20 protein-coding genes are annotated in these 24,187 nt (G+C 56.9%); 10 read left to right on the top strand and 10 right to left on the bottom strand.

What is annotated here, in order from left to right; genetic code table 11:
- Window positions 1–114: 114 nt before the first annotated feature.
- The gene (locus tag H4J77_RS12715) at window positions 115–888 is read left to right on the top strand and encodes a class II aldolase/adducin family protein (protein ID WP_182248669.1); all 774 of its coding nucleotides are present in this window, start codon (window positions 115–117) and stop codon (window positions 886–888) included.
- 4 nt (window positions 889–892) lie between these two features.
- The gene (locus H4J77_RS12710; RefSeq protein WP_182248667.1) at window positions 893–1,798 is read left to right on the top strand and encodes an alpha/beta fold hydrolase; all 906 of its coding nucleotides are present in this window, start codon (window positions 893–895) and stop codon (window positions 1,796–1,798) included.
- A 67-nt stretch (window positions 1,799–1,865) separates the two neighbouring features.
- Here H4J77_RS12710 and H4J77_RS12705 read toward each other — a convergent pair whose 3' ends face one another.
- The 10 genes from H4J77_RS12705 to H4J77_RS12660 all read right to left on the bottom strand — a co-directional run bounded on the left by H4J77_RS12705 (window position 1,866) and on the right by H4J77_RS12660 (window position 16,279).
- Complete coding sequence (locus tag H4J77_RS12705; protein WP_182248665.1) at window positions 1,866–2,720, bottom strand: hypothetical protein; 855 nt, start codon at window positions 2,718–2,720, stop codon at window positions 1,866–1,868.
- A 213-nt stretch (window positions 2,721–2,933) separates the two neighbouring features.
- Window positions 2,934–3,710 carry a peroxide stress protein YaaA gene (yaaA, locus tag H4J77_RS12700; RefSeq protein ID WP_182248663.1) on the bottom strand — a complete coding sequence of 259 codons (777 nt, stop codon included), beginning with the start codon at window positions 3,708–3,710 and terminating at the stop codon, window positions 2,934–2,936.
- Window positions 3,711–4,067: 357 nt separating this feature from the next.
- A complete protein-coding gene (locus tag H4J77_RS12695; protein WP_123889145.1) occupies window positions 4,068–5,450 on the bottom strand; it encodes a PhoH family protein in 1,383 nt (460 codons plus the stop codon).
- Window positions 5,451–5,935: 485 nt separating this feature from the next.
- Window positions 5,936–7,486, bottom strand: coding sequence for an ATP-dependent RNA helicase RhlB (gene rhlB / locus H4J77_RS12690; protein ID WP_310734975.1), 1,551 nt, complete (start codon window positions 7,484–7,486; stop codon window positions 5,936–5,938).
- Window positions 7,487–7,617: 131 nt separating this feature from the next.
- Window positions 7,618–8,280: an alpha/beta hydrolase gene (locus H4J77_RS12685; protein ID WP_123889147.1), complete on the bottom strand. Its 663-nt coding sequence runs from the start codon at window positions 8,278–8,280 to the stop codon at window positions 7,618–7,620.
- An 85-nt stretch (window positions 8,281–8,365) separates the two neighbouring features.
- The gene (yeiP, locus tag H4J77_RS12680) at window positions 8,366–8,932 is read right to left on the bottom strand and encodes an elongation factor P-like protein YeiP (RefSeq protein ID WP_123889148.1); all 567 of its coding nucleotides are present in this window, start codon (window positions 8,930–8,932) and stop codon (window positions 8,366–8,368) included.
- 91 nt (window positions 8,933–9,023) lie between these two features.
- Complete coding sequence (gene mscK / locus H4J77_RS12675; protein WP_182248659.1) at window positions 9,024–12,440, bottom strand: mechanosensitive channel MscK; 3,417 nt, start codon at window positions 12,438–12,440, stop codon at window positions 9,024–9,026.
- A 163-nt stretch (window positions 12,441–12,603) separates the two neighbouring features.
- A complete protein-coding gene (locus H4J77_RS12670; protein ID WP_182248657.1) occupies window positions 12,604–14,406 on the bottom strand; it encodes an acyl-CoA dehydrogenase in 1,803 nt (600 codons plus the stop codon).
- A gap of 87 nt (window positions 14,407–14,493) precedes the next feature.
- Window positions 14,494–15,474 carry a serine/threonine protein kinase gene (locus tag H4J77_RS12665; protein ID WP_123889151.1) on the bottom strand — a complete coding sequence of 327 codons (981 nt, stop codon included), beginning with the start codon at window positions 15,472–15,474 and terminating at the stop codon, window positions 14,494–14,496.
- Between the two features lie 85 nt (window positions 15,475–15,559).
- Complete coding sequence (locus H4J77_RS12660; protein ID WP_182248655.1) at window positions 15,560–16,279, bottom strand: double zinc ribbon domain-containing protein; 720 nt, start codon at window positions 16,277–16,279, stop codon at window positions 15,560–15,562.
- A gap of 68 nt (window positions 16,280–16,347) precedes the next feature.
- Between H4J77_RS12660 and bioB the strand changes: the two genes are divergently transcribed.
- The 8 genes from bioB to H4J77_RS12620 all read left to right on the top strand — a co-directional run bounded on the left by bioB (window position 16,348) and on the right by H4J77_RS12620 (window position 24,167).
- Entirely contained in the window at window positions 16,348–17,418 is a 1,071-nt protein-coding gene (gene bioB, locus H4J77_RS12655; protein WP_177412310.1) for a biotin synthase BioB, read from the top strand.
- Between the two features lie 123 nt (window positions 17,419–17,541).
- Complete coding sequence (gene bioF, locus H4J77_RS12650; RefSeq protein WP_123889155.1) at window positions 17,542–18,726, top strand: 8-amino-7-oxononanoate synthase; 1,185 nt, start codon at window positions 17,542–17,544, stop codon at window positions 18,724–18,726.
- Window positions 18,727–18,730: 4 nt separating this feature from the next.
- The gene (locus tag H4J77_RS12645) at window positions 18,731–19,441 is read left to right on the top strand and encodes an alpha/beta fold hydrolase (protein ID WP_182248653.1); all 711 of its coding nucleotides are present in this window, start codon (window positions 18,731–18,733) and stop codon (window positions 19,439–19,441) included.
- Window positions 19,438–20,235 (top strand): malonyl-ACP O-methyltransferase BioC, encoded by a 798-nt coding sequence (bioC, locus tag H4J77_RS12640; RefSeq protein ID WP_123889157.1) that lies wholly within the window; start codon window positions 19,438–19,440, stop codon window positions 20,233–20,235. Before H4J77_RS12645 ends, bioC begins: the two co-directional genes overlap by 4 nt.
- 11 nt (window positions 20,236–20,246) lie before the next feature.
- Window positions 20,247–20,927: a dethiobiotin synthase gene (gene bioD, locus H4J77_RS12635; protein ID WP_123889158.1), complete on the top strand. Its 681-nt coding sequence runs from the start codon at window positions 20,247–20,249 to the stop codon at window positions 20,925–20,927.
- A gap of 78 nt (window positions 20,928–21,005) precedes the next feature.
- The gene (locus tag H4J77_RS12630; RefSeq protein WP_182248651.1) at window positions 21,006–21,314 is read left to right on the top strand and encodes a hypothetical protein; all 309 of its coding nucleotides are present in this window, start codon (window positions 21,006–21,008) and stop codon (window positions 21,312–21,314) included.
- A 64-nt stretch (window positions 21,315–21,378) separates the two neighbouring features.
- Window positions 21,379–22,146, top strand: a complete 768-nt coding sequence (locus H4J77_RS12625) for a putative metalloprotease CJM1_0395 family protein (RefSeq protein ID WP_123889160.1) — start codon at window positions 21,379–21,381, stop codon at window positions 22,144–22,146.
- Between the two features lie 215 nt (window positions 22,147–22,361).
- Entirely contained in the window at window positions 22,362–24,167 is a 1,806-nt protein-coding gene (locus H4J77_RS12620; protein ID WP_123889161.1) for a phenylacyl-CoA dehydrogenase, read from the top strand.
- The last annotated feature ends 20 nt before the right edge of the window (window positions 24,168–24,187 follow it).

The raw sequence follows: 24,187 nt of genomic DNA, 5'->3' as shown, positions 1-24,187 counted from the left end.
ACTCCCTCTCATACTGAATATCCCATAGTATGCCGCATGCACTGGGGGATGTCCTGTACCGGCAGCGGCCCACAAGGGGGCCTTTACATTATTCCAACAAAAGAGGATTGCCCGATGAACGCAGTACATTCACTGGTGGAAAAGAGCGTCAAAGAGCACGTCAGTCCTGAAGAGTGGCAGGTCCGGGTTGAGCTGGCGGCGTGCTATCGGCTGATTGCCATGTACGGTTGGGACGACCTGGTCTTCACCCATATCTCCGCCAAGATTCCGGGCACCGAGCACTTCCTGATCAACCCCTATGGCTTGATGTTTGAGGAAGTGACTGCATCCAACCTGGTAAAAATTGACCTGCAGGGCAACAAGGTAGTGGAGTCGCCCTACGACGTAAATCCCGCCGGCTTTACGATTCATAGTGCGATCCACGAAATACGTCACGATGCCAATTGCGTATTGCACACCCATACTGCCGCCGGTATCGCTGTGTCGACGCAGAAAGAAGGTATTTTGCCCATCTCTCAGCAGTCGATTTTTGTGCTCAGCAGCCTTGCCTATCATGATTATGAGGGCGTTGCGCTGAACGCTGAAGAGAAACCTCGCCTGCAGGCAGACCTGGGGCGCGCCAACAATTTGATACTGCGCAACCATGGCTTGTTGGTGTGTGGTAAATCGGTTGCTGAAGCCTTTCTGACCATGTACACCCTGCAGCGCTGCTGTGAAATTCAAGTACGAGCACAAGCACAGAACGCCGAGCTGATTCCCATTCCGCAGGCTGTTCTGGATGGCGCCGCGGCCAGTATGAAAGCGGTTACCAAAGGTGCTGGTGCCGGGATCGCGTGGCCTGCGCTGCTGCGCAAAATTCAGCGTGTAAATCCTGGTTTTGACGTTTAACCGGATGGATAAACTCAGCGGCATTCCCTTGGACGACTGGATCGTTCAGGGGCGCGAGTTCAACTATCGAGGTTACAAAACCCGCTACTGGGTGGCAGGCGAGGGTGAACCTTTGTTGTTGATTCACGGCTTCCCTTCCGGCTCTTGGGATTGGCACTATCTCTGGCACTCACTGGCCCGTCGTTACCGGCTGATTGCCGTCGATATGATGGGCTTTGCATTTTCAGCCAAGCCACGGCATTACCACTACAGTTTGCTGGATCAGGCCGACTTGCTGCAGGAGGTGCTCCGTCATCTCGGTGTGGACAGCTACCATATTCTGGCGCATGACTATGGCGATAGCGTGGCTCAGGAGCTTTTGACGCGAGAGTTTGTTGGGCCGGGCAGGTTGAATTCGGTGTGTTTTCTAAACGGCGGTTTGTTTCCGGAAACGCATCGTCCGGTCCGTTTGCAGAAGCTATTGATGAGCCCTATTGGCTTTCTCGTTGGGCGTCGTTACCAGCGCGAGAACATGGCGCAGACCTTTGGCAGAATTTTTGGACCTCAGACGCAACCGAGCCAGCAGGAGATGGACGGCTTTTGGCGCATGATGGAGTTCAATCAGGGGCCTAAGGTGATGCATCTGTTGATTCGTTATATAGCCGAACGCAAGGTGCAACGCGACCGCTGGGTGGATGCCATGCAGCGTACCGAGGTGCCGATGAGGGTTATTGACGGCGCAGTAGATCCGGTCTCGGGCGCTCACATGGTGGCGCGCTATCGCGAGCTGATTCCGCAGGCTGACACCGTGTTACTGGACAATATAGGCCACTATCCGCAGGTCGAAGCGCCGGACCAGGTGCTGGAGCACTATCTGGATTTTCGTTCGGTGTGTGCAAGCAGCGAGCATAGCCTTGCTGTTAAATGCTAAGAAGCCTTACATGGGCTAATACCGGCCTGCATCTGCATCGATGCGGGCCTGTATTAGCCGTTCGAGTTTACTGCCCCGCTACCAAAGCCTCGTCATTGCCAGCACTATCTGCTGTCGGCTCTCGTTTGCGCCGCCACTGGCCAAAGTATCGAGAAACGCCAAACTCAATACCAATCAACGTCATCACGAGAAGCCACTGCAGTGCGACTGTAACGTAGTAGCTGAACCATATCTTGCTGACTTGGCGTTTGGTGAAGTCGAGAATGGCGCGTGCGCTGAACAGGGTATCGAACGGCTCGTCGGTCATATCTTCGATGGTATCAGCGCTGAAGGGGGTATATTCGGCGCCTTTGCGCACGACTATATCTTCAATGATCACTTTATCAACCAGCCAGACCAGTTGGGCTCTGGCTGAGCGCTCGAGTACCTTTTGCGTAAAGCGCTGCAGCAGGCCCAGCTCTTCCGGGTTTTCGAACACCTGAATGGGGTTGGTCGCCATGTAATTATCGACCATCAGCAGCAGTGCGTCCCGGGGAGACAGCGAGGTGTACTGGGTTAGGTCGTAGTCCTGCGCAACACTATCAGCGTATAGATAGAAGTTGGCCATGATGGCGAGACTCATCTGCTGGACTGCAGGCTCCTGTCGGTCTATCTCGCGGTGCAGCTGCTTTTCAACAGCGTAAAGCACTCCTGCCTGCACGCCAACAAAGCCCCCCATACAGGGTAGCGCCAGGAAATACAGTTTGAGTAGCCAGTGATGCCAGCGATTAGCGCGTGCCAGGTAGCCGCGTTTTTGTAACCATATGGCGAAAATGATGCCGACAGTAGTGCCCAGGAGTAGACCGCTGGATATGTTGAAAAAAATGATCCAGCCGTCCAGGTTGGCCCAAAAGCTTGCTACAAAGTCCTTTGCCTTGTTCACCCGTCTTTCCCTAGTTCGATGAAAACCCGGGATAATACCAGTCTGATTTTTTGCTGCTATTTGGCTGTCGTTTTATGTGAGCCATGCACGCCACCAGCCGCGTTTAGGCTCACGTTGGTGGTGGTTGATCGCGATCGCTGCGCCGACACAGCCCCATTGAGGCGTAAGGCCTGAATAGTGTCAGCGCAGTGAGCGATTGAGCCTGAGGTAGGACTACTGTTGTTCGTCGCGCAGAAAGACCAGCTTGTTTTCGCTGCTGGCGCTGGCGTCGAAGTAGTAACCATCGGTGTTGAAGTCCTTCAGGCCCTCGGGGTCTTGCAAGCGCTCCTTGATGACGTAGCGTGCCATCAGGCCGCGTGCTTTCTTGGCGTAAAAGCTGATGATCTTGTACTGGCCGTTCTTGCAGTCCTTGAACACCGTATCAATAACCCTGGCGCGCAGCGCTTTGGGTTTTACCGCGCCAAAGTATTCTTGTGAAGCCAGGTTCAGCAGCACTTGGTCGCCTTGCGCCTCAAGGTCAGCATTCAACCATTCACTGATGCGCTCGCCCCAGAAGGCGTAGAGGTCCTTGCCACGTGGATTGGCCAGCTTGGTCCCCATTTCCAGTCGATAGGGTTGCATCAGGTCGAGCGGACGTAGCACGCCATAAAGGCCGGATAGCATGCGCAGGTGCTCTTGCGCGAACGCGAAGTCATCACTGCTGAAGTCCTCGGCATTCAGACCGGTGTAAACGTCACCCTTGAACGCCAACAATGCCTGTTTGCTATTTTCAAGCGTGCTCTCGGGCTCCCAGCTGCCATAGCGGGCCACATTCAGGCTGGCGAGCTTGTCGGACAGCGACATCAGCTTGGCGATGTCCTGTGGTGATTTCTCTTTGAGCACGTCGATCAGTTCGGCGCTGTGGTCCAGGAAGCGTGGCTGGGTGCTTTTCTTGGTAATCGGCGGTGTTTCGTAATCAAGGGTCTTGGCGGGGGAAATAACCATTAGCATGGGCTGGCTCCTGTCGTCTGCATGCCCAGTATTATGCCTTAAAGGCGAGCTGCAAGCCTCTTAAGCCGCAAGCTACAAGCCGCAAGCCGCAAGCTACAAGCTACAAGTCGCAAGCTAGAAGCCACAAGCTAGAAGCTAGAAGCAGTTTGCGATGTGGTGGGTTTTGAGTCCAGGCTCAATAGAGGGTGAGTCGGAGTTTCTCGAATTGCCCCTGGAATGAGCTAGAGCAGTGGGCACAATCAGCTTTCAGCTTTCAGCTTTCAGCTTTCAGCTTTCAGCTTTCAGCTTATGGCTTGAAGCTTGAAGCTTGAAGCTTGTGCCGCTATTTGGCGCCGGCCCAAGGGCCGGCGCCATATCCTAGAGGTGTGTTTCTGCGTACTCAGCCAGTGCAGAGCGTGGTACGCCTTGCAGGTGGATGTGTACACCGTGGGGGAAGTCTTTGAAACACTCGGTCAGGTAGGTCAGGCCCGAGCTGGTGGCATTGAGGTTGGGGGTGTCGATCTGCGCCAGATTACCCAGGCAGACGACTTTGGAGCCGGTGCCGGCGCGGGTAATGATGGTTTTGATTTGATGTGGGGTCAGGTTCTGGCTTTCATCGATCAGAATGAAGCTCTGCTGGAAGCTGCGGCCACGGATGTAGTTCAGTGATTTGAACTGCAATGGTACGCGGTCGAGGATGTAGTCCACGCTGCCGTGGGTGCTCTCATCATCCATGTGCAGGGCTTCAAGGTTATCGGTAATCGCGCCCAGCCAAGGCTCCATTTTTTCCTTTTCAGTGCCGGGTAGAAAGCCAATATCCTCATCCAACCCCTGAGTGCTGCGAGTGGCGATGATGCGGCGGTAGGTCTTGGTCACCATGGTTTGTTCTATCGCCGCGGCCAGGGCCAAGATCGTTTTACCCGAACCGGCCGCACCGGTGAGGTTAACCAGGTGAATATCCGGGTCCAGCAGCGCGAACATGGCTAGTGCCTGGAAGATGTCTCGCGGCCTGAGCCCCCAGCATTCCTGATGTAGCAACGGCTCCTGATGCAAATCCCGGATGGTCAGGTGACCGCCATCAATGGCTTTGACCCAGCCGATGAAGCCCTGGTCGTCAATGATGAAATCGTTCAGGTGCAGCGCTGGTAGATTGTCGATCAACTGCACGTTGTGCAAGGTTTGGCCGGTGAGCTGACGGCTTTCAACCTTGTTGACGCGGTCCCAGAAAGAGCCCTCAACCTGATGATAACCACGCGCCAGCAAATCGATATCGTCGAGCAGCTGATCGGTATGGTAATCCTCTGCATCAATACCGCAGCCGCGCGCCTTGAGACGCATATTGATGTCTTTGGAGACCAGCACGATTCGGCCATCGGGGTAGCGGTTCTGCAGGTGGCAGAGCTGATTGATGATCTTGTTGTCATTCAAATCGTTGGGCAGACAGTGGGCGGGGATTGCGTTTTTTTCCATCAGGATGGCGAGTGTGCCGTTGGGGCCAAGCTTGCCGCGCTCAATGGGGACGCCCTTGTCGACCTGGTCCGGTGGAGCCACCCCCAGGGTCTTGTCGATCAGCCGGATAGCCTGACGGCAGTCGGCGGCAATGCTGGTTTTACCTGACTTGAGCTTATCCAGTTCTTCCAGAACGGTCATGGGTATGACGACGTGATGTTCTTCGAAATTCAGCAGCGCGTTGGGGTCATGAATGAGGACGTTGGTATCAAGGACGTAGAAGGTGTGTTCGGTAGGTCCGCACGCTTCCATATGCTATTACCTCGCAAGGGCCGTTGACGCTTGGTCTGTATCAGGCGCTTGAGCTGCACCTGGCAGTCCGCAAGGCCGACTCGCAAACCAATGGGTATCAAGGGATCACCTGTTGGCGTGGGCCGGTTAAGCGACATATAACGCAAAGAATATGACTCTCACAAGCGTGCGCGGGGCATATTTTGCAAAAAGCCCGAAATAGACGAATGGCGCTGGGCAGGTGTGGAAAAAGCAGGATATAGTCATTGGCCAACCTGCGCTGAAGCAGGCGGTTTTTGCCTTTCTAGATCGACTCTCCCCGCGCTTTTTCGCTGTCCACCCAACGCTGCTTGCTGGTCTTAGTTCCTGCGCTGTCGGGGTGCGTTTGGCTGTACGCGAGACGCAGCAAAACGCAGGTGTCTGCGCTTGGCTTGGAGTTGAGGCGCTTGATTTTTTGCGGGCGTTTGAGCCTCAGCCTGGATAACCTTAGCTGAGGCTCAATGCATTCAGCGGCGGCCTTGAGGGCGGTCGCGACGCCCCGAAGCGCGTTTGCGACTGGCTGCGGCTGCGGCTGCCTGCTCTGCTTCATTGGCGTCGCTGGCGGCCTTCTCTTCGGTGGTCTGCTGGCTTTGTGGAATGGCTCTGAGGAAGTGCTCCTCCGGTGGAATACATTCCAGCTTGCTGCCAAGCAGTTCTTCGATCTGCGGCACCTGAAAGGCGTCGTCCTCACCGGCCAGGCTGATTGAGGTGCCCTTGGCGCCGGCGCGACCGGTGCGGCCAATACGGTGGACGTAATCTTCCGCATCTTCCGGCAAGGTGTAGTTAATCACATGGCTGATGCCGTCAATGTGAATGCCACGACCAGCAACGTCGGTCGCTACCAGCACGCGCAGCTTGCCATCGCGGAAATTGTCCAGGGTGCGCACGCGCTTTTGCTGTGGCACATCGCCGGATAGTTGCGCTGCATTGATGCCGTCGCGTACCAGACGCTCCTGCACTCGACGCACCTCATCCTTGCGGTTGGCAAAGACCATGACCCGCTCAAGATCGAGTTGAGTGACCAGGTTGTACAGCACCTTGTATTTGTCTTTGCCGCTGACGGCATATACTTTTTGCGTAATGTTCTCGGAGGCGGGGCGTTCCGGCTCGATTTCCACGATCGCTGGATCTACCGTCCACTGCTGCGACAGATTCATTACGTCATCGCTGAAGGTGGCGGAGAACAGCAGGGTCTGGCGTTCGCCTTTGCGCGGCGTCTGCCGGATGATCTGACGGACCTGCGGGATAAAGCCCATGTCGAGCATACGGTCGGCTTCATCGAGAATCAGCACTTCGATCAGATCCAGATGTATCTCGCCGCGATTACAGAAGTCGAGCAGACGCCCCGGTGTCGCCACCAGAATATCGCAGTAGCGTTTTTCCAGTTGCTTGAGTTGTTTGTCATAGTCCATACCGCCAACAAAGGCCATGACGTTCAGCGGGCAGTGCTTGGTCAGGCCTTCAGCGTCGTTGGCGATTTGCATGACCAGTTCGCGGGTCGGCGCAATGATCAGCGCTCGCGGCTCGCCCATGAAGCGCTCGTCAGGAGCGGGTGTTTCCAGCAGCTGGGTGATGGTCGAAAGCAGGAAGGCAGCGGTTTTACCTGTTCCCGTTTGTGCCCGACCGATGGCGTCATGACCTTTCAGGGTGTTGCCCAGCACGGCAGCCTGAATGGGTGTGCAGTAACTGAAGCCCTGATCCTGGATCGCGCGCATGACCGAGTCGGGTAGCGGGAAATCGTGGAAACGGGTCTTGTCGGCGGCGGGTTCAACCTGAAAGTCAGTGATGCTCCAGGGCTTTTCCGGCGCTGGCTCTACTCGCGGCTGGCGTGGTGCGCGTGGCTTTTTGGCTGCAGGTTTGTCTGCTGCAGCGCGCGGCGAGCGTGATGTGGCGTGATCGTTATCGGCTGGCTGCTTAGTCATTTTGCTAGGCCGTTCGTGCTGTTCCATCACAGGTGCGGCAGGCGGTGCGGCTTGTTCTTCTGGTTTTTTTAATAGTTTCTTTAGTGCTTTGAGCACAGGCGTCTCTCGATTATGTGAACAAAAATGATGCGCCAGTGTAAAGCAAGGCCGCGCGTTAGCGAAGCCTTGCGGAGGTTGTTTTTTGATCAGGTGACGACTGTGTGCCTGGGGCGAAACGCCAGCAGGGCCTAAAGCCCGAGGCGCTCTACCAGCCAGCTGCGAATGTCGGCAACTTCCTGCGGGCATACCTCGTGGCCCATGGGGTATTGGTGCCACTCGGTCTGATGACCTGCTGCCTGCAGCAAGTCATGGGCTTCGCGTCCCATGCTCATGGGTAGTACTTCATCGCCGCTGCCATGGGCGCAGAACACGTTTAGTTTGGGAGCCTGTTTGGCCTGTTCCAGCACTGCACCCAGATCAGGGCCATAGGTCGACAGCGCCATTACGCCAGCCAGGGGGAGCTCGCTTTGTACTGACGTCGTCAGTACGACCGCACCACCCTGGGAAAAGCCAGCAAGAATGACGCGCGAGGGCATGATGCCTTTGCTTTGTTGGTCGGCGACCAGGCCTTTGACCGTGGCCACGGACTCATCCAGCTGCGCTTGATTGATTGCTCTGGCTGGCGACATGCCCAGAATGTCATACCAGCTGGGCATCGGCATGCCACCGTTAATAGTCACCGGACGGGTAGGTGCCTGTGGAAAGACAAAGCGGACACCGTGGTTTTGCGGTAACCCGAGCGCAGCCACCACCGGAACAAAGTCGAAGCAGTCTGCGCCGAGGCCATGCAACCAGATTACGCAACTGGTGGCCTGCGTGGCGGGTTCGATAATGTGCGGCTGTTGTGACATGCGTTACTCCTTGAAGCTAAGACGGTAATGGACTGGGCTGGCCGGACCGCTTGGCAGGTCCGACCCAGGCGGTGCTGATGTTGCGTCAGGCGCGCGACATGAACTTGCCGGACTCGGTATTGATACGGACCACTTCACCGGTCTCCAGATATTCAGGAATCTGTATCTCCAGTCCGGAGGCAAAGCGCGCGGTTTTGGTGCGTGCGCTGGCGGAGGAACCCTTGATCGCGGGCGGTGTTTCTTCGATCGGCATTTCGACTACGGCAGGCAGTTCGATACCGACCAGGTTGCCTTCTACCAGCAATCCGTAAAGGCCTTCGATGCCTTCAAACAGGTAGTCCAGCTCAGCTTCCAGCTGGTCTGTACTCAGGGTGAACTGGGCGAAGTCTTCGTTATCCATGAAGGTATAACCATCGGCATCCTGAAACAGAAACTGCATCTGACGCTTTTGAAAGTCGATGGCACTGAGCATGTCGTCGCCGGTAAAGCTTTGATCCAGTTTCTGCTTGGTCTGCACATGGTTGAAACGCACCTTGTACAGCGTCGTTCCGCTACGTGAGGAAGGACTTTTAACCTCGATCTGGCTGACGATGTAGGGTTGGTTGTTGATCTGGACGATATGGCCTTTTTTCAGTTCGGCAGCTCTGGGCATGACATGTGACTCAGCAAGGTTGAAGATAACGCGTATTTTGCGCCCAGCGCTGGCTTTCCGGCAAGCCAGCGGCATTGGGCAGGGCACAGGGTCACATGGGGGGGGAGCCGTCGCCCGGTTCATCATCGGCTCTATCGCTCGGGGTTTGCGGATCAGGATCAGGGCGGCGGGTGGGTAGAGCCTTGCTGCTCTGATCAGCCGGTTCGTCTATACGATAGCTGTGTACCAGTTTTTCCAGACCCTTGCTGTCGCGCAGATTGATATCCAGCTGACGGAAGGCGATCTCAATACCGTTTTCCTTGAACAGGCGGTCGATCTCGCGGTTGATTTCGTCAGTCGCCTGGTTGCGATCAGCCAGCTCTTTCACGTGCACGCGAAGTTCGTGATCCAGTGTGCTGTCGCTGAAATTGAGGAACAGCACCATTGGTTCAGGGTCTTTCAACACCCGGGCATTATTGGCTGCTATCTGCATCAGTAATTGGCGAACCTTGGCCACGTCGGAGCCATAGGCAACGCCAACCTTGATAATGACGCGGGTGATGGTGTCCTGTAGTGACCAGTTGATGATCTGCTCGGTAACAAAGTTCTTGTTGGGAACAATGATCTCTTTATTGTCGAAATCAGTGATAGTGGTGGCACGGATGCGTATGCGGTTGATAGTGCCGGACAAGGGCCCAATGGTGACTACGTCACCAATACGCACCGGGCGCTCGAACAGAATGATCAAGCCTGAAATAAAGTTGGCGAAAATTTCCTGTAGACCAAAGCCCAAGCCAACGCCGAGAGCCGCGACCAGCCATTGCAGTTTGTCCCAGCTCACGCCCAAGGAAGAGAGCGCACTGACCAGACCGAAGCCGACGATGACATAGCTCAGCAGGGTGGTAACTGCGTAGCTGGTGCCTTGCCGCAGCTCCATGCGCGACAGTACCAGGATCTCCAATAACCCCGGCAGGTTGCGCGCAAGGGTAAAGGTCAGAATCAGGGTGATGAGTGCGCCGAGGATATCGCCGGCACTAATGGGTACCGCTTCGCCGGCGGTGACGCCGTCGCCTGAGTATTGCCAGAGGGTGACTGACTCCAGATAGGACGCGGCACTGATCAGGTCGGCCCAGGTAAAGTAGAGCGCAACGGTGAACAGGATCACCAGTGCCAGCTTGGCCAGTCGTAACGACTGCTGGTTAATCTGCTGAATGTTCATTTCCGGTACTTCAACAGAGGGGACTTCGCTATCCTGACCCTCGCGGGCCTCTGCGGCCTGTCGCTTGGCGACTGCGCGCTGGTAAGCGAGCCGGCGTCCAGCGACGTTCAGGTTGCGCACCACGGTACCTTCGACCAGCATCCAGAGCACGATCAAATAGAGGCTATCGATAAAGCGTTCAGCCAGCTTGACTGCGGTGTAGTGGTAGCCCCAGGCGGTCAGGCCCGCGAGTGCCAGGGGGGCGATAATCAACACTACGGTGGCGCTGAAATGCAGAACCCGCGAATCATAGAGTGGCTCACTGCGCCACATGATGCGGCCAAGCAATCCGGCCAGTAGAAACATGCCCAGCAACATGATGGCGCGACCTAGCGCGTCTCCACCCATTTGCTCCGGTAACGAGCCGTGAAGCCCAAAGACCAGTACCAGCGGCATGAGTATCCAGGCCAGGCGTCTGGTCAGCACATGCAGCCGTTGAACCAGCTTGTCGTCCCAATGGAAATGCCGAACAGCAATGCCCCGTGGGTCCAGTACTCGATACAGCAGATGCAGCACGACCCAGGCCAGACTAAGTTTGAGCAATGCCAGCCCGAGTGAGGGCATAGCCGCTTCGTGGCCCAAGTGCATGATCAACCCGAGGTTTATCAAGGCGATCGGAATAGGGCTTATCAGTAACAGCGTCAGCACCAGTGCGCGCGGTGTGTGCCAGGGACTATCGCGGCGGAAGTGACCCACTTCGTCATTCAGAGTATTTAGCCGGCGGCGCATACTTGGCTTGCGCCAGAAATAAAGCCCCAGAAAAATGACAAAGCCGCCTACCCAGGGGTAATGCTTTTTCAAGGTGCTAAGCACGTTCTCTGCGACCTGCTTGAGGTGCAGGCTCTCTACCTGACGCTTGGCCTGGGCGGGGAAGTCGAGCACCCAGTTCTTGTCCAGAGGACGGCTGCTGGCTACCCAGAACAGTTGATCATCAATGGTGCGCTGCAGGTCGTTGCTCAGTTGCTGCAGCTGGCGCTGATTGATTTGCAGGCTGATGGCCAGATTGATCAGGGTATTGATGTTATTGTTCAGCTGTTCAACCAGAGTCACCCGGCTGTTAACCATTTGCTCAAGGCCGGGCCGCAGCGTATCGCGCTGGCGCACCGGAATCTGCAATAAGAGGTTGTTCAGGTAGGCGTCTGGATTGCTCAATTCATCGCTATGCTGGTTGAGCTCAAACTGGCGCAGACGCAGATCGGCAATCTGGTCAGCGATACGGCTGTCAATATTAACCTTGGGTAGGGCATTTTTCTGTTGATGCAGGATGCGTGATAGCAGCAGGCTGCCTTCGAGCACGTCTATCTGCTGTTCCAACGCCTTGTCGACCTGTGACAGGTGTTCGGTCTGCTGCTTGGTTTCGATATTTCGTCGGGTCAGGTCACCGATCTCGCTGGTTGCTGAAAGGAGCTCCTCGCTCAATCCGCGGTTGATGCTGCTTTGCTGTTGCAGCACCTGATTCTGTGTTTCCTGTTCGGGTAGCGTGGCGTCGCTGACCGTTTTTTCCGATTGGCTTTGACGCTTCTCGTTGATGACGTCCTGCAATACTTTAATGTCGTCTTCGATCTGGCGGATCTGCAGGCTCAGCAGATTCTTTTTCTGCGTGGCCAGGTCTTGCAGCGCATTGTTTCCGGATAGTTTCTGGCGCAGCAGGTCGTTGGTCAGCTGCAAATAGTCACGCTCGGCCTGCAACATATCGATCCGCGCACGGCTTTGCTGGGTAGGCGGCTGGCGTTGCAGGGAGCGCAGCTGGTCGGCAACAGCTTGCGCGCGCTTTTGGTTCTCCGAGACACTGGCCTGGGTGCGCTCAGGTCGCGTCTGCGCTGCAATCAGTTCACCGTTAACGGCGGTGAGTTCGTTTTGCCAGGTGAACATCTGATTGACCTGGTCAGCCAGCTTGGTTTCCAGTTCATGCAGGCTCAAGGCCTGAAAGTTGTCCTTGCGCGCGCCGCCGGAAGTGTCGCGTTTAGCCAACTGGTTATGTTTAGCGCGAATGCTCTGCGTCTCGCGCGGTGCGTTACTGATTTCCTGCTGCAGGTTATTCTGATCTTCTTTGGCTTGAAGACCTTGCTTGAGGTAGTTCAGCGTGCTCTGGTACAGGTCATTCAGCTCACGTTTGTCGGGTTCAGCCAGCGAGCTGTTGTTCAGCGTTTCAATGCTGGCATTGACGTTGTCGATGCGTTCGCTCAGGTCATCAGGCGTCGGAGTTTCCTGGGCCAGAACGCCGGTGCTGAGAAAGAGGCAGAGCATGATCGATGACAGAAAGCGCAACATTAACGGTAATCCTGATTTGGCCTGACCTGAAGGGTAGCCGCCTGGCTCCTGCTTGGGAAGCTGACCCGCGCTGCGGCGTAAAGTTTCCGAATCCTGAAACGCAACAGGCCACCCTCTGGAGGTGGCCTGTTGCGATGCACTGGATCAGATCCGGGTCACGCTATCAGAACCATTCATCCTGCATGTCCAGGCAGGTAGCGTCTCGGTTTTCCAGTACGTTCAGGTCGTGGTGGCAGGAAGGCACTTCCCACAGCAGAAAGTAGCGCGCCGCCTGAAGTTTGCCCTGGTAAAAGGCAACATCGGCCTCAACACCCTTGCTCAACCCTTGTTGCGCATGCACTGCCTGCTGCAGCCAGCGCCAGCCGATGACCATGTGACCAAAGGCCTTGAGGTAGAGTGCGGAGTTGGCCAGTGCCTCATTCACCTTGCCTTGTCCCAGATCGCCAAGCAGCGCGACTGTTACTTTACCCAGGTGCGCGAGTAGCTTCTCCAGGGGCTCGCGCAGCTCGTTCAGCTCAGCATGGACGGCAGCCTGTTTGCAGGTGGCTTGAATCAGTGCCGACAGCTGCTTGAGTGCCGAGCCATTGTTCATCACTACCTTGCGTGCCAGCAGATCCAGCGACTGGATGCCGTTGGTGCCTTCATGTATCGGGTTCAGGCGGTTATCGCGGTAATACTGCTCAACCGGGTATTCGCGTGTGTAGCCGTGACCGCCGAGTATCTGGATAGCCAGTTCGTTGGCTTTCAGACAGTAGTCCGATGGCCAGGCCTTGACGATGGGCGTCAGCAGATCGAGCAGCTCCAGCGCCGTCTTGCGATCGGCTTCGGTTTCCAGGGTTTCGGTATCGTCGAACAGACGGGCCGCATACAGGCCAAGATCAAAAGCGCCTTCAACATAGGATTTCTGGGCTAGCAGCATACGCTTGACGTCAGTGTGCTCAATGATCGACACCTGAGGGGCGGTCGGGTCCTTGCCATCGGGCAAGCGGCCCTGTGGACGCTCGCGGGCATAGTTCAGAGAGTACAGGTAGCCGGCGTAGCCAAGCATTACCGCGCCCATGCCTACGCCAATGCGCGCTTCGTTCATCATCTGGAACATGCAGGCCAGGCCCTGGTGTGGCTTGCCAACCAGATAGCCGACGCAGTTGTCCTTGTCACCGAAGTTCAACGCCGTAGAGGTGGTGCCGCGCCAGCCCATCTTGTGGAACAGGCCTGCCAGTACCACGTCGTTGCGCTCACCCAGGCTGCCGTCATCGTTGACCAGAAACTTGGGCACGATAAACAGCGAGATACCTTTTACCCCGGGCGGCGCATCGGGCAGCTTGGCCAACACCATGTGTACGATGTTTTCGGACAGCGGGTGATCGCCACCGGAAATGAAGATCTTGTTGCCCTTCAGGCGGTAGCTGCCGTCAGCGGCGGGCTCTGCCTTGGTGCGAATGTCCGACAGCGAGGAGCCGGCATGCGGCTCAGTCAGCGCCATGGTGCCAAAGAAGCGACCTTCGATCATTGGCTGCAGGAAGCGCTCTTTTTGCTCTTCGGTACCAAAGTTCTCGATCAGATTGGCCGCGCCCATGGTCAGCATGGGGTAGGAGGAGGTGGCCGCGTTAGCTGATTGGAAATGGGCAAAACAGGCTTGCGAGAGCAAATTTGGCATCTGCATGCCGCCTTGCTCGAAGGTGCGGGTCGCATTCAGGAAGCCAGCTTCCAGAAAGGCGTCTACCGCTGGCTTGACCTCGGGGATCAGCTCGGCCGCGCCGTCAACGTACTTGGGTTCGTTCTCATCACTTTTGCGGTTGTGCGGGGCAAACAGCTTTTCTGCGATGGTACGCGCCGTGCCGATGGCCGCATCGAAGGTTTCCCGGTTATGGTCGGCAAAGCGTGGGCGCTGGGTCAAACCTTCGGCATCCAGTACTTCGTAGAGTTCGAAGGCCAGGTTGCGTTGGTCAATGAGCATTTCGGACATAGCAGTCACCTCTAATTTGAACGCGAAGCAGTGTATTGACTCGTTCCCGTTGAGGGAACGGCCATTGATGTTTCTTATACAGTCAGATCAGAACAGCCGAAGCACCGGCTCATCCAGTGCGGCTCGCTGTTCGCGTAGCGTCAGTATCTGATCGGCCCAGTAGCGTTCACTGGCGAACCAGGGAAAGTGCATGGGGAAAGCCGGGTCGTCCCAGCGCCGAGCCAGCCAGGCGCTGTAGTGAATCAGACGCAGAGTACGCAGCGGCTCGATCAGTGCCAGTTGCGATGGGTCAAAGTCGTAAAACTCGTTATAGCCGTCGGCCAGCTCGGCAATCTGAGCCTGGCGCTGGTCGCGTTCACCGGAGAGCATCATCCACAGGTCCTGGATCGCTGGTCCCTGCCGGCAATCATCCAGATCGACCATGTACAGGCTCTCGTCGCGCCACAACAGATTACCCACATGCAGATCGCCGTGCATCCGCAGGGTACTGCAGGGGTGCTGGGCAAAGCGTTCGGCCACGACCTTCAACAGGTCATCAGCAACCGAAAAATAAGCGGCCTGCAATCCGGCAGGCACCACGTTGGCGCTGCGCAGGAAGGCCAGGCTGTCGACGCCGAAGCTTTGCACTGTCAGTTCTGGACGATGTTCGAAGGGCCGCATGGCACCGACGGCGTGTAGGCGACCGACCAGACGACCCAGCATCAGTAAGTGATCAGGGTCTTCAAATTCGGGGGCGCGCCCACCAAAGCGTTTGAACAGGCTGAAACGAAAACCAGCGAACTCGAACAGGGTTTCGCCGCCGATCTGCATGGGCGGAATCACCGGTATTTCGCGCTCGACCAGTTCAAGCGAAAACTGGTGCTCTTCCAGAATTGACGCGTCGCTCCAGCGCTGCGGGCGATAGAACTTGGCAATCAGGGGTTGGGCATCTTCGATACCCACTTGAAACACCCGGTTCTCATAACTGTTAAGCGTCAAAGTGCGGGCGTCGGAGACAAAGCCCAGCGACTCCACTGCGTCGAGAACAGTGTCGGGAGTCAGCAAAGCAAAGGGATGGTGCGCGTCCATAGCCGGTTCGCCTGTCGCTGAAAAGGGCATCTATGGTGTCACAGATCGCGGGGCGACTGGTAACCATCGTCCGTAGCCGTTTGTTTCACGGCGTGCGGGCGGCGCACCACACCTGTACTGAGCGTGCGCCGCTGCGTAGCAGGGTTCGGCTAGCCTCAGCGGCGGTATCTCCGGTGGTCATGACGTCATCGATCAGTGCGATGTCGCGGTCTCTGATCGCCGCTGTATTTGCGCAATGAAAGGCGCCTTGCAGGTTGCTGTGGCGCTGGCGCGCATTGAGCCCCTGTTGTGGCTGAGTGTCACGAACGCGCTCTAGTGCTTGCAAGTGCAGACTGATACTCAGTCCACGTGCCAGCGGGCGCGCCAGCTCGAAGGCTTGATTGTAGCCGCGCTGTGCCTGTCGCCTGGGGTGCATGGGCATGGCCACCAGCAGATCTGGTCGGCGCTCAGGGTGCTGCTCCAGATAGTCGGTCAGGCGCATTAGCATGAGCTGGCTGAGTAGTCTGCCGTAGGCGGCCTGGCGGTGATATTTGAAGGCTGGAATGAGCGCGTCTACCGGGAATCGATAGAGCAGCGGCGCCGTGGCGTGTATGAAGGGTGGTGGCCGGTTCAGGCACTGGCCGCAAAGGCTGTCTGCTTGAGGAATGGGTAGGGCGCACTGGCGACATGCGGTATGCAGCCAGGGTAAATCAGCCAGGCAACCAGTGCACAGCGCCGGGTCGCGGTGGCGTGTTTTCAAACCGCATAGCAGGCAATAGCTTGCAAGGTTGTTTTTTAACCAACTGTAAACTCTAGAGTCTTTCAATGGTTGACAGCCTCCGTGCCGTCGTTATTATGCTCCGCATAGAGTGAACCCTTGAGGGTTCCCAAGCAATGAACAAAGGATACGTATCCATGACAGCCTCCGTGACTCGCCACGACTGGACTCCCGCCGACGTGCTGGCGCTGTTCCGCCTGCCATTCAATGACCTGTTGTTCCGCGCGCAGAGCGTTCATCGCGAGCACTTTGATCCAAACCGGGTGCAGGTTTCTACCCTGTTGTCGATCAAGACGGGGGCCTGCCCCGAAGACTGCAAATACTGCCCGCAGTCAGGCCATTACAACACGGGTCTGGACAAGGAAAAGTTGCTGGAAGTGCAAAAGGTACTGGATGAAGCCACTGCGGCAAAAAACATCGGTGCGACCCGCTTCTGCATGGGGGCGGCCTGGAAGCACCCCTCCGAGAAAGATATGCCTTACGTGCTGGAAATGGTGCGCGGTGTGCGCGCCATGGGGCTGGAAACCTGCATGACCCTGGGTAAATTGACCAAGGAGCAGACAGCGGCTCTGGCCGATGCTGGTCTCGATTACTACAACCACAACCTGGATACCTCGCCTGAGTTCTACGGCAACATTATTACTACTCGCACCTATGGCGACCGGCTGGAAACCTTGGCCTATGTGCGCGATGCGGGTATGAAAATCTGCTCCGGCGGTATTTTGGGTTTGGGTGAGTCGGTTGAAGACCGTGCCGGTCTGCTGATTCAACTGGCCAACTTGCCGGAGCATCCTGAGAGTGTGCCAATCAATATGTTGGTTAAGGTGAAGGGTACGCCGCTGGAAAACGAGGAAGATGTTGATCCTTTCGATTTCATCCGAACCCTCGCAGTCGCCCGCATCATGATGCCCAAGTCGCACGTTCGCCTCTCTGCCGGGCGTGAGCAGATGAACGAGCAGACTCAGTCGCTCGCTTTCTTTGCCGGTGCCAATTCCATCTTTTATGGCGAGCGTTTGCTCACCACGGCCAACCCTCAGGCCGGCAAGGATATGCGTCTGTTTGAGCGCCTGGGCATCAAGCCCGAAGAGCGTGAAGAACACGATGATGAGGTACACCAGGCGGCGATCGAGCAGGCGCTGGTTGAGCAACGCGACAGTGCCTTGTTCACTGACGCAGCAGCGGTTTAAAAAATCAGCTAGAAGCTAGAAGCTAGAAGCGGGAAGGAGCGGGTTTTACTTTAAGCTTTCAGCTTCTGGCTTCTAGCCGGTGCTTTCCAGCCAGCCGGCTCTGCCACCAGACGAGTCCTCTCCGTGCCATTTGATCTTTCCTCACGCTTGGCAGCGCGTCGTGCTGCCCACCTCTATCGCCGTCGACCTTTGTTGGATGCGCCGCAGGATGTGCGGGTGCGGGTCGATGGTGAGAACTTGCTGGCGTTCTGCAGTAATGACTATCTGGGTCTGGCCAATCACCCCGAGGTGATTGAGGCTTTTGCGCAGGGTGCTCGGCGTTGGGGGGTGGGCGGTGGCGCGTCGCACCTGGTTGTCGGTCACAGCACGCCGCATCACGAGCTTGAAGAAGCGTTGGCCCAGCTCACAGGACGGCCGCGTGCACTGCTGCTGTCTAGCGGCTATATGGCTAATCTGGGGACAGTTACTGCGCTGGTCGGGCAGGGCGATACGGTGCTTGAAGATCGTTTGAATCATGCCTCGCTGCTCGATGCCGGTTTGCTCAGTGGCGCCCGCTTCTCACGTTATCTGCACAATGATCCGGCCAGCCTCGCGGCGCGACTGGAAAAGGCGACCGGTGATACCCTGATAGTGACCGATGGCGTGTTCAGCATGGATGGCGATCTCGCCAACCTGCCGGAGCTATGCGCTCAGGCCCGCAGTCGCGGCGCCTGGATGATGGTTGATGATGCGCACGGCTTTGGCTGTTTGGGTCAGCAGGGTGGCGGCATTGTTGAGCACTTTGGCCTTGGGCTGGAAGAGGTTCCAGTATTGGTCGGCACCCTCGGCAAAGCCTTTGGCACGTCGGGCGCCTTTGTCGCGGGCAGTGAGGAGTTGATTGAAACGCTGATTCAGTTTGCTCGTCCCTATATTTACACCACCAGTCAGCCACCGGCCGTCGCCTGTGCAACACTCAAGAGCTTGCAGCTGTTGCGCGATGAGCATTGGCGGCGTAGCCACCTGCAGCAGCTTATTGCGCGGTTTCGCCAGGGCGCCGGTGAGCTTGGTCTGCAATTGATGGAGAGTCCTACGCCCATTCAGCCGATTCTGGTTGGTAGCAGCGCTAGAGCGATGGCGCTGTCGGCCGCTCTGCGCGGGCAAGGTATCATGGTGACTGCCATCCGCCCGCCGACAGTGCCCCGCAACACGGCACGCCTGCGCGTGACCCTCTCCGCCGCACACAGCGATAGCGATGTCGATCAATTGCTGGATGCCCTTAAATTCGCTTTGGCAGGTCTTCCCGAACAGGACTTGGCTGATGAAGAGTGACCTGATGAATAGTATTAACCTCTTGCCGGGCTGGGCGCTGTCTGCCGCCAACCTGGCGCCGTTGCAATCAGCTTTGCAAAGCAGCTTGCCTGCATTTGCGGTGCACCTGCATGAGTTGCCGCCCATGCAAATGTCGAGTCTTGAGACCGATTTGCAGGAGCTGGCCGACTCCCTTCAGCCTGGTTGGTTGGTTGGCTGGTCTTTGGGCGGCATGTTGTCAGTACAACTATTACGTCGTTATCCCGAACGCTTTTGTGGCGTGGTGACTATCGCCAGCAATGCCTGCTTTGCGACGCGCACAGATTGGCTGGAGGCCATGCCGGCCGAGACCTTCAAGACGTTCTTTAATGACGCCCGCGAGAAACCGGAAAAGATCCTCAAACGCTTTGGATTGCTGGTCAGCCAGGGGGGCGCCAACGCCCGAGAGTTAAGCAAGCAATTACAGTGGAGCGACGCTGACCCATTGCAGCGGTTGAATCAGCTTGCGCTTTTGGGTGTGCTGGATAACCGTATTCATCTCAGCCGCACTCAGCAGCCGGTGCTGCATTGTCTGGCGGGTCAGGATGCGTTGGTGCCTGCGACTGTGGCTACAAAATTGCAGTCGCTCAACCCGAAAGCGCAATTACGTTTGCACCCGGATGCCAGTCACGCCTTGCCTTTGGAGCAGCCCGACTGGGTGGCACAGCAAATCGCTGATTGGGTCCGTCCGGAATGAGTGATGCGGTAATCGATAAGCAGCAGGTTGCCGCCTCCTTCAGCCGGGCCGCGGGTACCTATGATCAGGTGGCTGAACTGCAGCGTAATGTGGGCAGCAATCTGCTGGGGCGTTTGCCGGATACGGTGCAGTTTGAAGCATTAGCGGATATTGGCTGTGGCACTGGTTACTTTACCCGTGCGTTGGCGCAACGTTTTGCCAAGCCGGTTCTGGGGCTGGATATAGCTGAAGGTATGCTGCGCTATGCCCGCGAGCAAAGTCCGTCTGGTTTGGCCTGGTTGGCTGCCGATGCAGAGGCGCTGCCATTGCGTTCCGCTAGCCAGGACCTGCTGTTCTCGAGCCTGGCGTTGCAATGGTGTCCGCAGCTGCCGCTGGCTTTGAACGAGGCGTTCCGTGTTTTGAAACCAGGCGGATGTATGGCTTTCAATACCCTGGTTGCAGGCACGCTGGTTGAGTTGCGCGAGGCGTGGCAAGCGGTTGATGGCTTTGTGCACGTGAATCGGTTTATGCCTTTGCCGCAGTTGCAGGGAATACTCGCTGGTGCTGGCTTTGCCAGCTGGCATTGCGAGGTTGAGATGCATGTTCTGCATTATGCGCAACTGAGTGAGTTGACCCACGAGCTCAAAGCGTTGGGGGCACATAACCTCAACGCTGGGCGACCAAGCGGTTTAACCGGGCGCGCTCGCTTGCGCGCTCTGACTACAGCCTATGAAACTCGGCGTCAGGCAACGGGGTTGCCAGCGACCTACCAGGTGGCTCAAGTACTGCTGTTCAAGGGCCTTGATCAGGTTTGATGGAGTAGAGCATGTCCAGACGATATTTTGTGACTGGTACCGATACCGAAATCGGCAAAACAACCATTGCGGCTGCGCTTCTGCACGCCGCACGTGTTGGTGGGCTCAGTACGGCTGCGGTCAAGCCGGTAGCGGCAGGATGCGAACTCACAGCGCAAGGCTTGCGTAACGAAGATGCGCTTGCCTTGCAGGCAGAGTGTTCGCCCGAGTTAGCGTACGAGCTGATCAACCCTATTGCACTGAAAGCCGCTATTGCGCCCCATATCGCGGCGCAGGAAGAGGGTGCTGCATTGACCCTTGAAGTGCTGGCCGGTGCCTGCCTCGAGGTTTTTGATCGCAAACGGGATTTGACCCTGGTTGAAGGGGCAGGTGGCTGGCGGGTGCCGCTGAACAGTGATGAGCTCTTGTCCGGGCTGGCGACTGATCTGAAGTTGCCCGTGGTTCTGGTGGTGGGTATGCGGCTAGGCTGTATTAATCATGCCCTGCTGACCTGCGAGGCCATTGCCGCAGACGGATTGGAGTTGGCGGGTTGGGTTGCCAATCACGTTGATCCGGACATGAGCCGGCCGGATGAGAACCTGGCTACCTTGCAGGCGTTAATCAAGGCACCTTTTTTGGGTCGTGTTCCGCGACTTGAGAACGCAAGCGCTGCTGCCGTAGCGCCCTATTTGGATGTGACGCCACTGGTCTGAACTGACCGGCGGTGATGTCCAATAGTGGCCATTTGTGCTTGAATAAGTGCAGGCTTTCTAGAACACCGAGGTTTTGTTATGGCTACCCTTGACTTGATTTCATCTGGCCTGACCAGTGTGCGTCAGGGTCAAAACCGTATGTCCAATGCTGCGTCTGATATCGCCCGCGTTGGAACTGCCGTTGATCCCACTGCTCCGCAGGCCGTGCCTGCACAGCCTGCTACCGGGCAAGCTGCTTCCAGCGCTCCGGTAGAAAGTGCGCGACCGGTCAATCTGGTCGATAGTCTGGTTGAGCTGCAGCAAGGGCGTCAGGAAGCTCAAGCCGGTGCTTCTGTGATTGATACCGCAGACGAAGTGTTGGGCACGTTGCTCGACGTAACCGTCTAAGCTGAGTCGTCCCGGACGCGCCTATTTCGGGTGCGCCTGGGCTGACTGGTCGAGGTCTTTGGTTATGATGAGTATCGGTGCTGCCAGCACGTACGGTTATTCCCCTCCGGTTGTATCGTCGCAGTTTCAAGCCGCTGCCGTTTCCCCTACGTCTATCGATAACGCGACACGCCCGGACAAGGCGAGTAGCGACTTTCCTCCCGTTGATCAAATGTCTGCTGGCGATGCTGCCGGTGCCAAGCCGCCTGAAGAAAAGGCGGTTTCTGGAAGTCAGGACCTGGAGCAGCAGAAGCGGGCCCAGTTGGCTGATGCCGAAGCTGAGTTGCAGCGAGTAACGCAGGAAGAAATCAGTGAGCTGGCAGCGCGCGACCGAGAGGTGCGCAGCCACGAACAGGCGCACATGGCCGCAGGTGGTCAGTATGCTGGCTCGGTACAGTATGATTACAAACGCGGTCCGGATGGTCGTTTGTATGCGGTGGGTGGTGAAGTAGGTATCGATACCTCTCGGGTGCCGGGTGATCCACAGGCGACAATCGACAAGATGGAGCAAGTCCGGCGGGCAGCCCTCGCGCCTGCAGAACCTTCAGGACAAGATCTGGCCGTAGCAGCGCAAGCTGCCCAGGTTGTTGCACAGGCGCGTGCCGAGCTGGCGACCAAGCCTGCTGAAGACTCGGAACGCGGCGACGTCAGTGCGTCAGAAGAGAGCGATCAAGAAAGTGCGTCTGGCGACGATACCGTTGATGAGGCATCGGCCTCTTCGCGTGACTTGTCGCTGTATCGCAATATCGCAGCAAATGCCGCCGACATCGGGTCAGTGGACTTGCGCGCCTGACTGCCCCCGTCTACCAACCTTCCTGATTTCAGCAACACGCTACTGTTTTGTCTAGCCGCTATGCGTATCTATTTATAGTTAGGTATTCACGCGGGGGTTGACTTTCATTTGGCGTAAACGTATGTTTCAAACACATGTTTGAATGTGCTGCCAGGCAGCGCACCCTGCAGCCTTCGCTGCCCTTGCATCTGATACTACTGTTGAGGTCAAGCACCATGCCCGATTATAAAGCCCCCCTGCGTGATATCCGTTTCGTTCGCGATGAGCTTCTGGGTTATGAAGAGCATTACCAGAGCCTGCCAGGCTGTGAAGATGCGACTCCCGATATGGTTAACGCCATTCTTGAAGAAGGCGCCAAGTTCTGTGAGCAGATTATTGCTCCCCTTAACCGGGTAGGCGACACCGAGGGTTGCACCTGGAGCCCTGAGGGCGTGAAGACGCCAACCGGCTTTAAAGAAGCCTATCAGCAGTATGTTGAAGGTGGCTGGCCGAGCCTGGCGCATGACGTTGATCACGGCGGCCAGGGTCTCCCCGAATCTTTGGGTCTGGCCATCAGCGAAATGGTTGGCCAAGCCAACTGGTCGTGGGGCATGTACCCTGGCCTGTCGCATGGCTGCATGAACACCATCGCTACCCACGGTACCGAAGATCAGAAGCACACTTATCTGACCAAACTGGTTTCTGGCCAGTGGACCGGCACCATGTGTTTGACTGAGCCGCATTGTGGTACCGATCTGGGCATGCTGCGTACCAAGGCAGAGCCTGCTGCTGACGGCACCTACAAGTTGAACGGCACCAAGATCTTCATCTCGTCCGGCGAACACGACATGGCGGAAAATATCGTCCATATCGTTCTGGCGCGTCTGCCCGATGCACCGGCCGGCACCAAGGGTATTTCCCTGTTCATCGTGCCCAAGTTTCTGCCTAATGCAGAAGGTGAGATGGGCGAGCGCAATGGCGTGGCCTGTGGCTCCCTGGAGCACAAGATGGGTATCCACGGCAATGCGACCTGCGTGATGAACTTTGACGGCGCAACCGGCTATTTGATCGGGCCACCAAACAAGGGCCTGAATGCGATGTTCACCTTTATGAACACCGCGCGTCTGGGTACTGCGTTGCAAGGTCTGGCGCACGCTGAAGTCGGCTTCCAGGGTGGCATTCAGTATGCACGTGACCGTCTGCAAATGCGTTCGCTGACCGGCCCCAAAGCGCCTGAAAAAGCCGCTGACCCGATCATCGTTCATCCTGACGTGCGTCGCATGCTGTTGACCATGAAGTCGTTCGCCGAAGGCTGTCGCGCCATGGTTTACTTCACCGCGAAGCAAGTGGATATCGTCAAGAACAGCACCGATCCTGAGCAGCAGAAGCAAGCTGATGCGCTGCTGGCGCTGTTGACGCCTATCGCCAAGGCATTCATGACTGAAGTAGGTTTTGAAGCTGCCAACCACGGCGTGCAGATCTACGGTGGTCATGGCTTTATTGCTGAATGGGGCATGGAGCAAAACGTACGTGATGCGCGTATTGCCATGCTGTATGAAGGCACTACCGGTATTCAGGCGCTGGACTTGCTGGGCCGTAAGGTACTGATGACGCAAGGCGAAGCACTGAAGGGCTTCACCAAGATCGTTCACAAGTTCTGTCAGGCTCAGGAAGGTAACAGCGATATCGCCGAGTTCGTCGCGCCGCTGGCTCAGCTCAATAAAGAGTGGGGCGAGCTGACGATGAAAGTAGGTATGGCCGCTATGAAGGATCGTGAAATGGTCGGTGCTGCTTCAGTCGACTATTGCATGTACTCCGGCTACGCTTGCCTGGCCTACTTCTGGGCTGATATGGCACGCGTTGCCGCTGCCAAGCTGGCCGAGGGGACTTCCGAAGAGGCGTTCTACACTGCCAAGCTGCAGACCGCGCGCTTCTACTTCCAGCGAATTCTGCCGCGCACCCGCGCTCACGTAGATTCAATGCTGTCTGGCGCCGACAACCTGATGGACATGGACGCAGAGAACTTCGCTCTGGGTTACTGATTCAGCAGTTAGTCTGAGTG

Origin of the sequence: Pseudomonas sp. 5Ae-yellow (genome assembly GCF_014077575.1) — a bacterium.
Classification (GTDB): Bacteria; Pseudomonadota; Gammaproteobacteria; order Pseudomonadales; family Pseudomonadaceae; genus Halopseudomonas; species Halopseudomonas neustonica.
Note: the sequence above shows the minus strand (reverse complement) of the source record. Positions and strands in the feature narration are given on the sequence as shown.

Coding starts and splice junctions, on each gene's coding strand:
- H4J77_RS12645 (WP_182248653.1), top strand. CDS start 18,731: ATGAATAGTATTAACCTCTTGCCGGGCTGGGCGCTGTCTGCCGCCAAC.
- H4J77_RS12630 (WP_182248651.1), top strand. CDS start 21,006: ATGGCTACCCTTGACTTGATTTCATCTGGCCTGACCAGTGTGCGTCAG.
- bioD (WP_123889158.1), top strand. CDS start 20,247: ATGTCCAGACGATATTTTGTGACTGGTACCGATACCGAAATCGGCAAA.
- H4J77_RS12625 (WP_123889160.1), top strand. CDS start 21,379: ATGATGAGTATCGGTGCTGCCAGCACGTACGGTTATTCCCCTCCGGTT.
- bioC (WP_123889157.1), top strand. CDS start 19,438: ATGAGTGATGCGGTAATCGATAAGCAGCAGGTTGCCGCCTCCTTCAGC.
- mscK (WP_182248659.1), bottom strand. CDS start 12,440: ATGTTGCGCTTTCTGTCATCGATCATGCTCTGCCTCTTTCTCAGCACC.
- yaaA (WP_182248663.1), bottom strand. CDS start 3,710: ATGCTAATGGTTATTTCCCCCGCCAAGACCCTTGATTACGAAACACCG.
- H4J77_RS12665 (WP_123889151.1), bottom strand. CDS start 15,474: ATGGACGCGCACCATCCCTTTGCTTTGCTGACTCCCGACACTGTTCTC.
- H4J77_RS12685 (WP_123889147.1), bottom strand. CDS start 8,280: ATGTCACAACAGCCGCACATTATCGAACCCGCCACGCAGGCCACCAGT.
- H4J77_RS12620 (WP_123889161.1), top strand. CDS start 22,362: ATGCCCGATTATAAAGCCCCCCTGCGTGATATCCGTTTCGTTCGCGAT.
- H4J77_RS12695 (WP_123889145.1), bottom strand. CDS start 5,450: ATGGAAGCGTGCGGACCTACCGAACACACCTTCTACGTCCTTGATACC.
- yeiP (WP_123889148.1), bottom strand. CDS start 8,932: ATGCCCAGAGCTGCCGAACTGAAAAAAGGCCATATCGTCCAGATCAAC.
- bioB (WP_177412310.1), top strand. CDS start 16,348: ATGAACAAAGGATACGTATCCATGACAGCCTCCGTGACTCGCCACGAC.
- H4J77_RS12710 (WP_182248667.1), top strand. CDS start 893: ATGGATAAACTCAGCGGCATTCCCTTGGACGACTGGATCGTTCAGGGG.
- H4J77_RS12715 (WP_182248669.1), top strand. CDS start 115: ATGAACGCAGTACATTCACTGGTGGAAAAGAGCGTCAAAGAGCACGTC.
- H4J77_RS12670 (WP_182248657.1), bottom strand. CDS start 14,406: ATGTCCGAAATGCTCATTGACCAACGCAACCTGGCCTTCGAACTCTAC.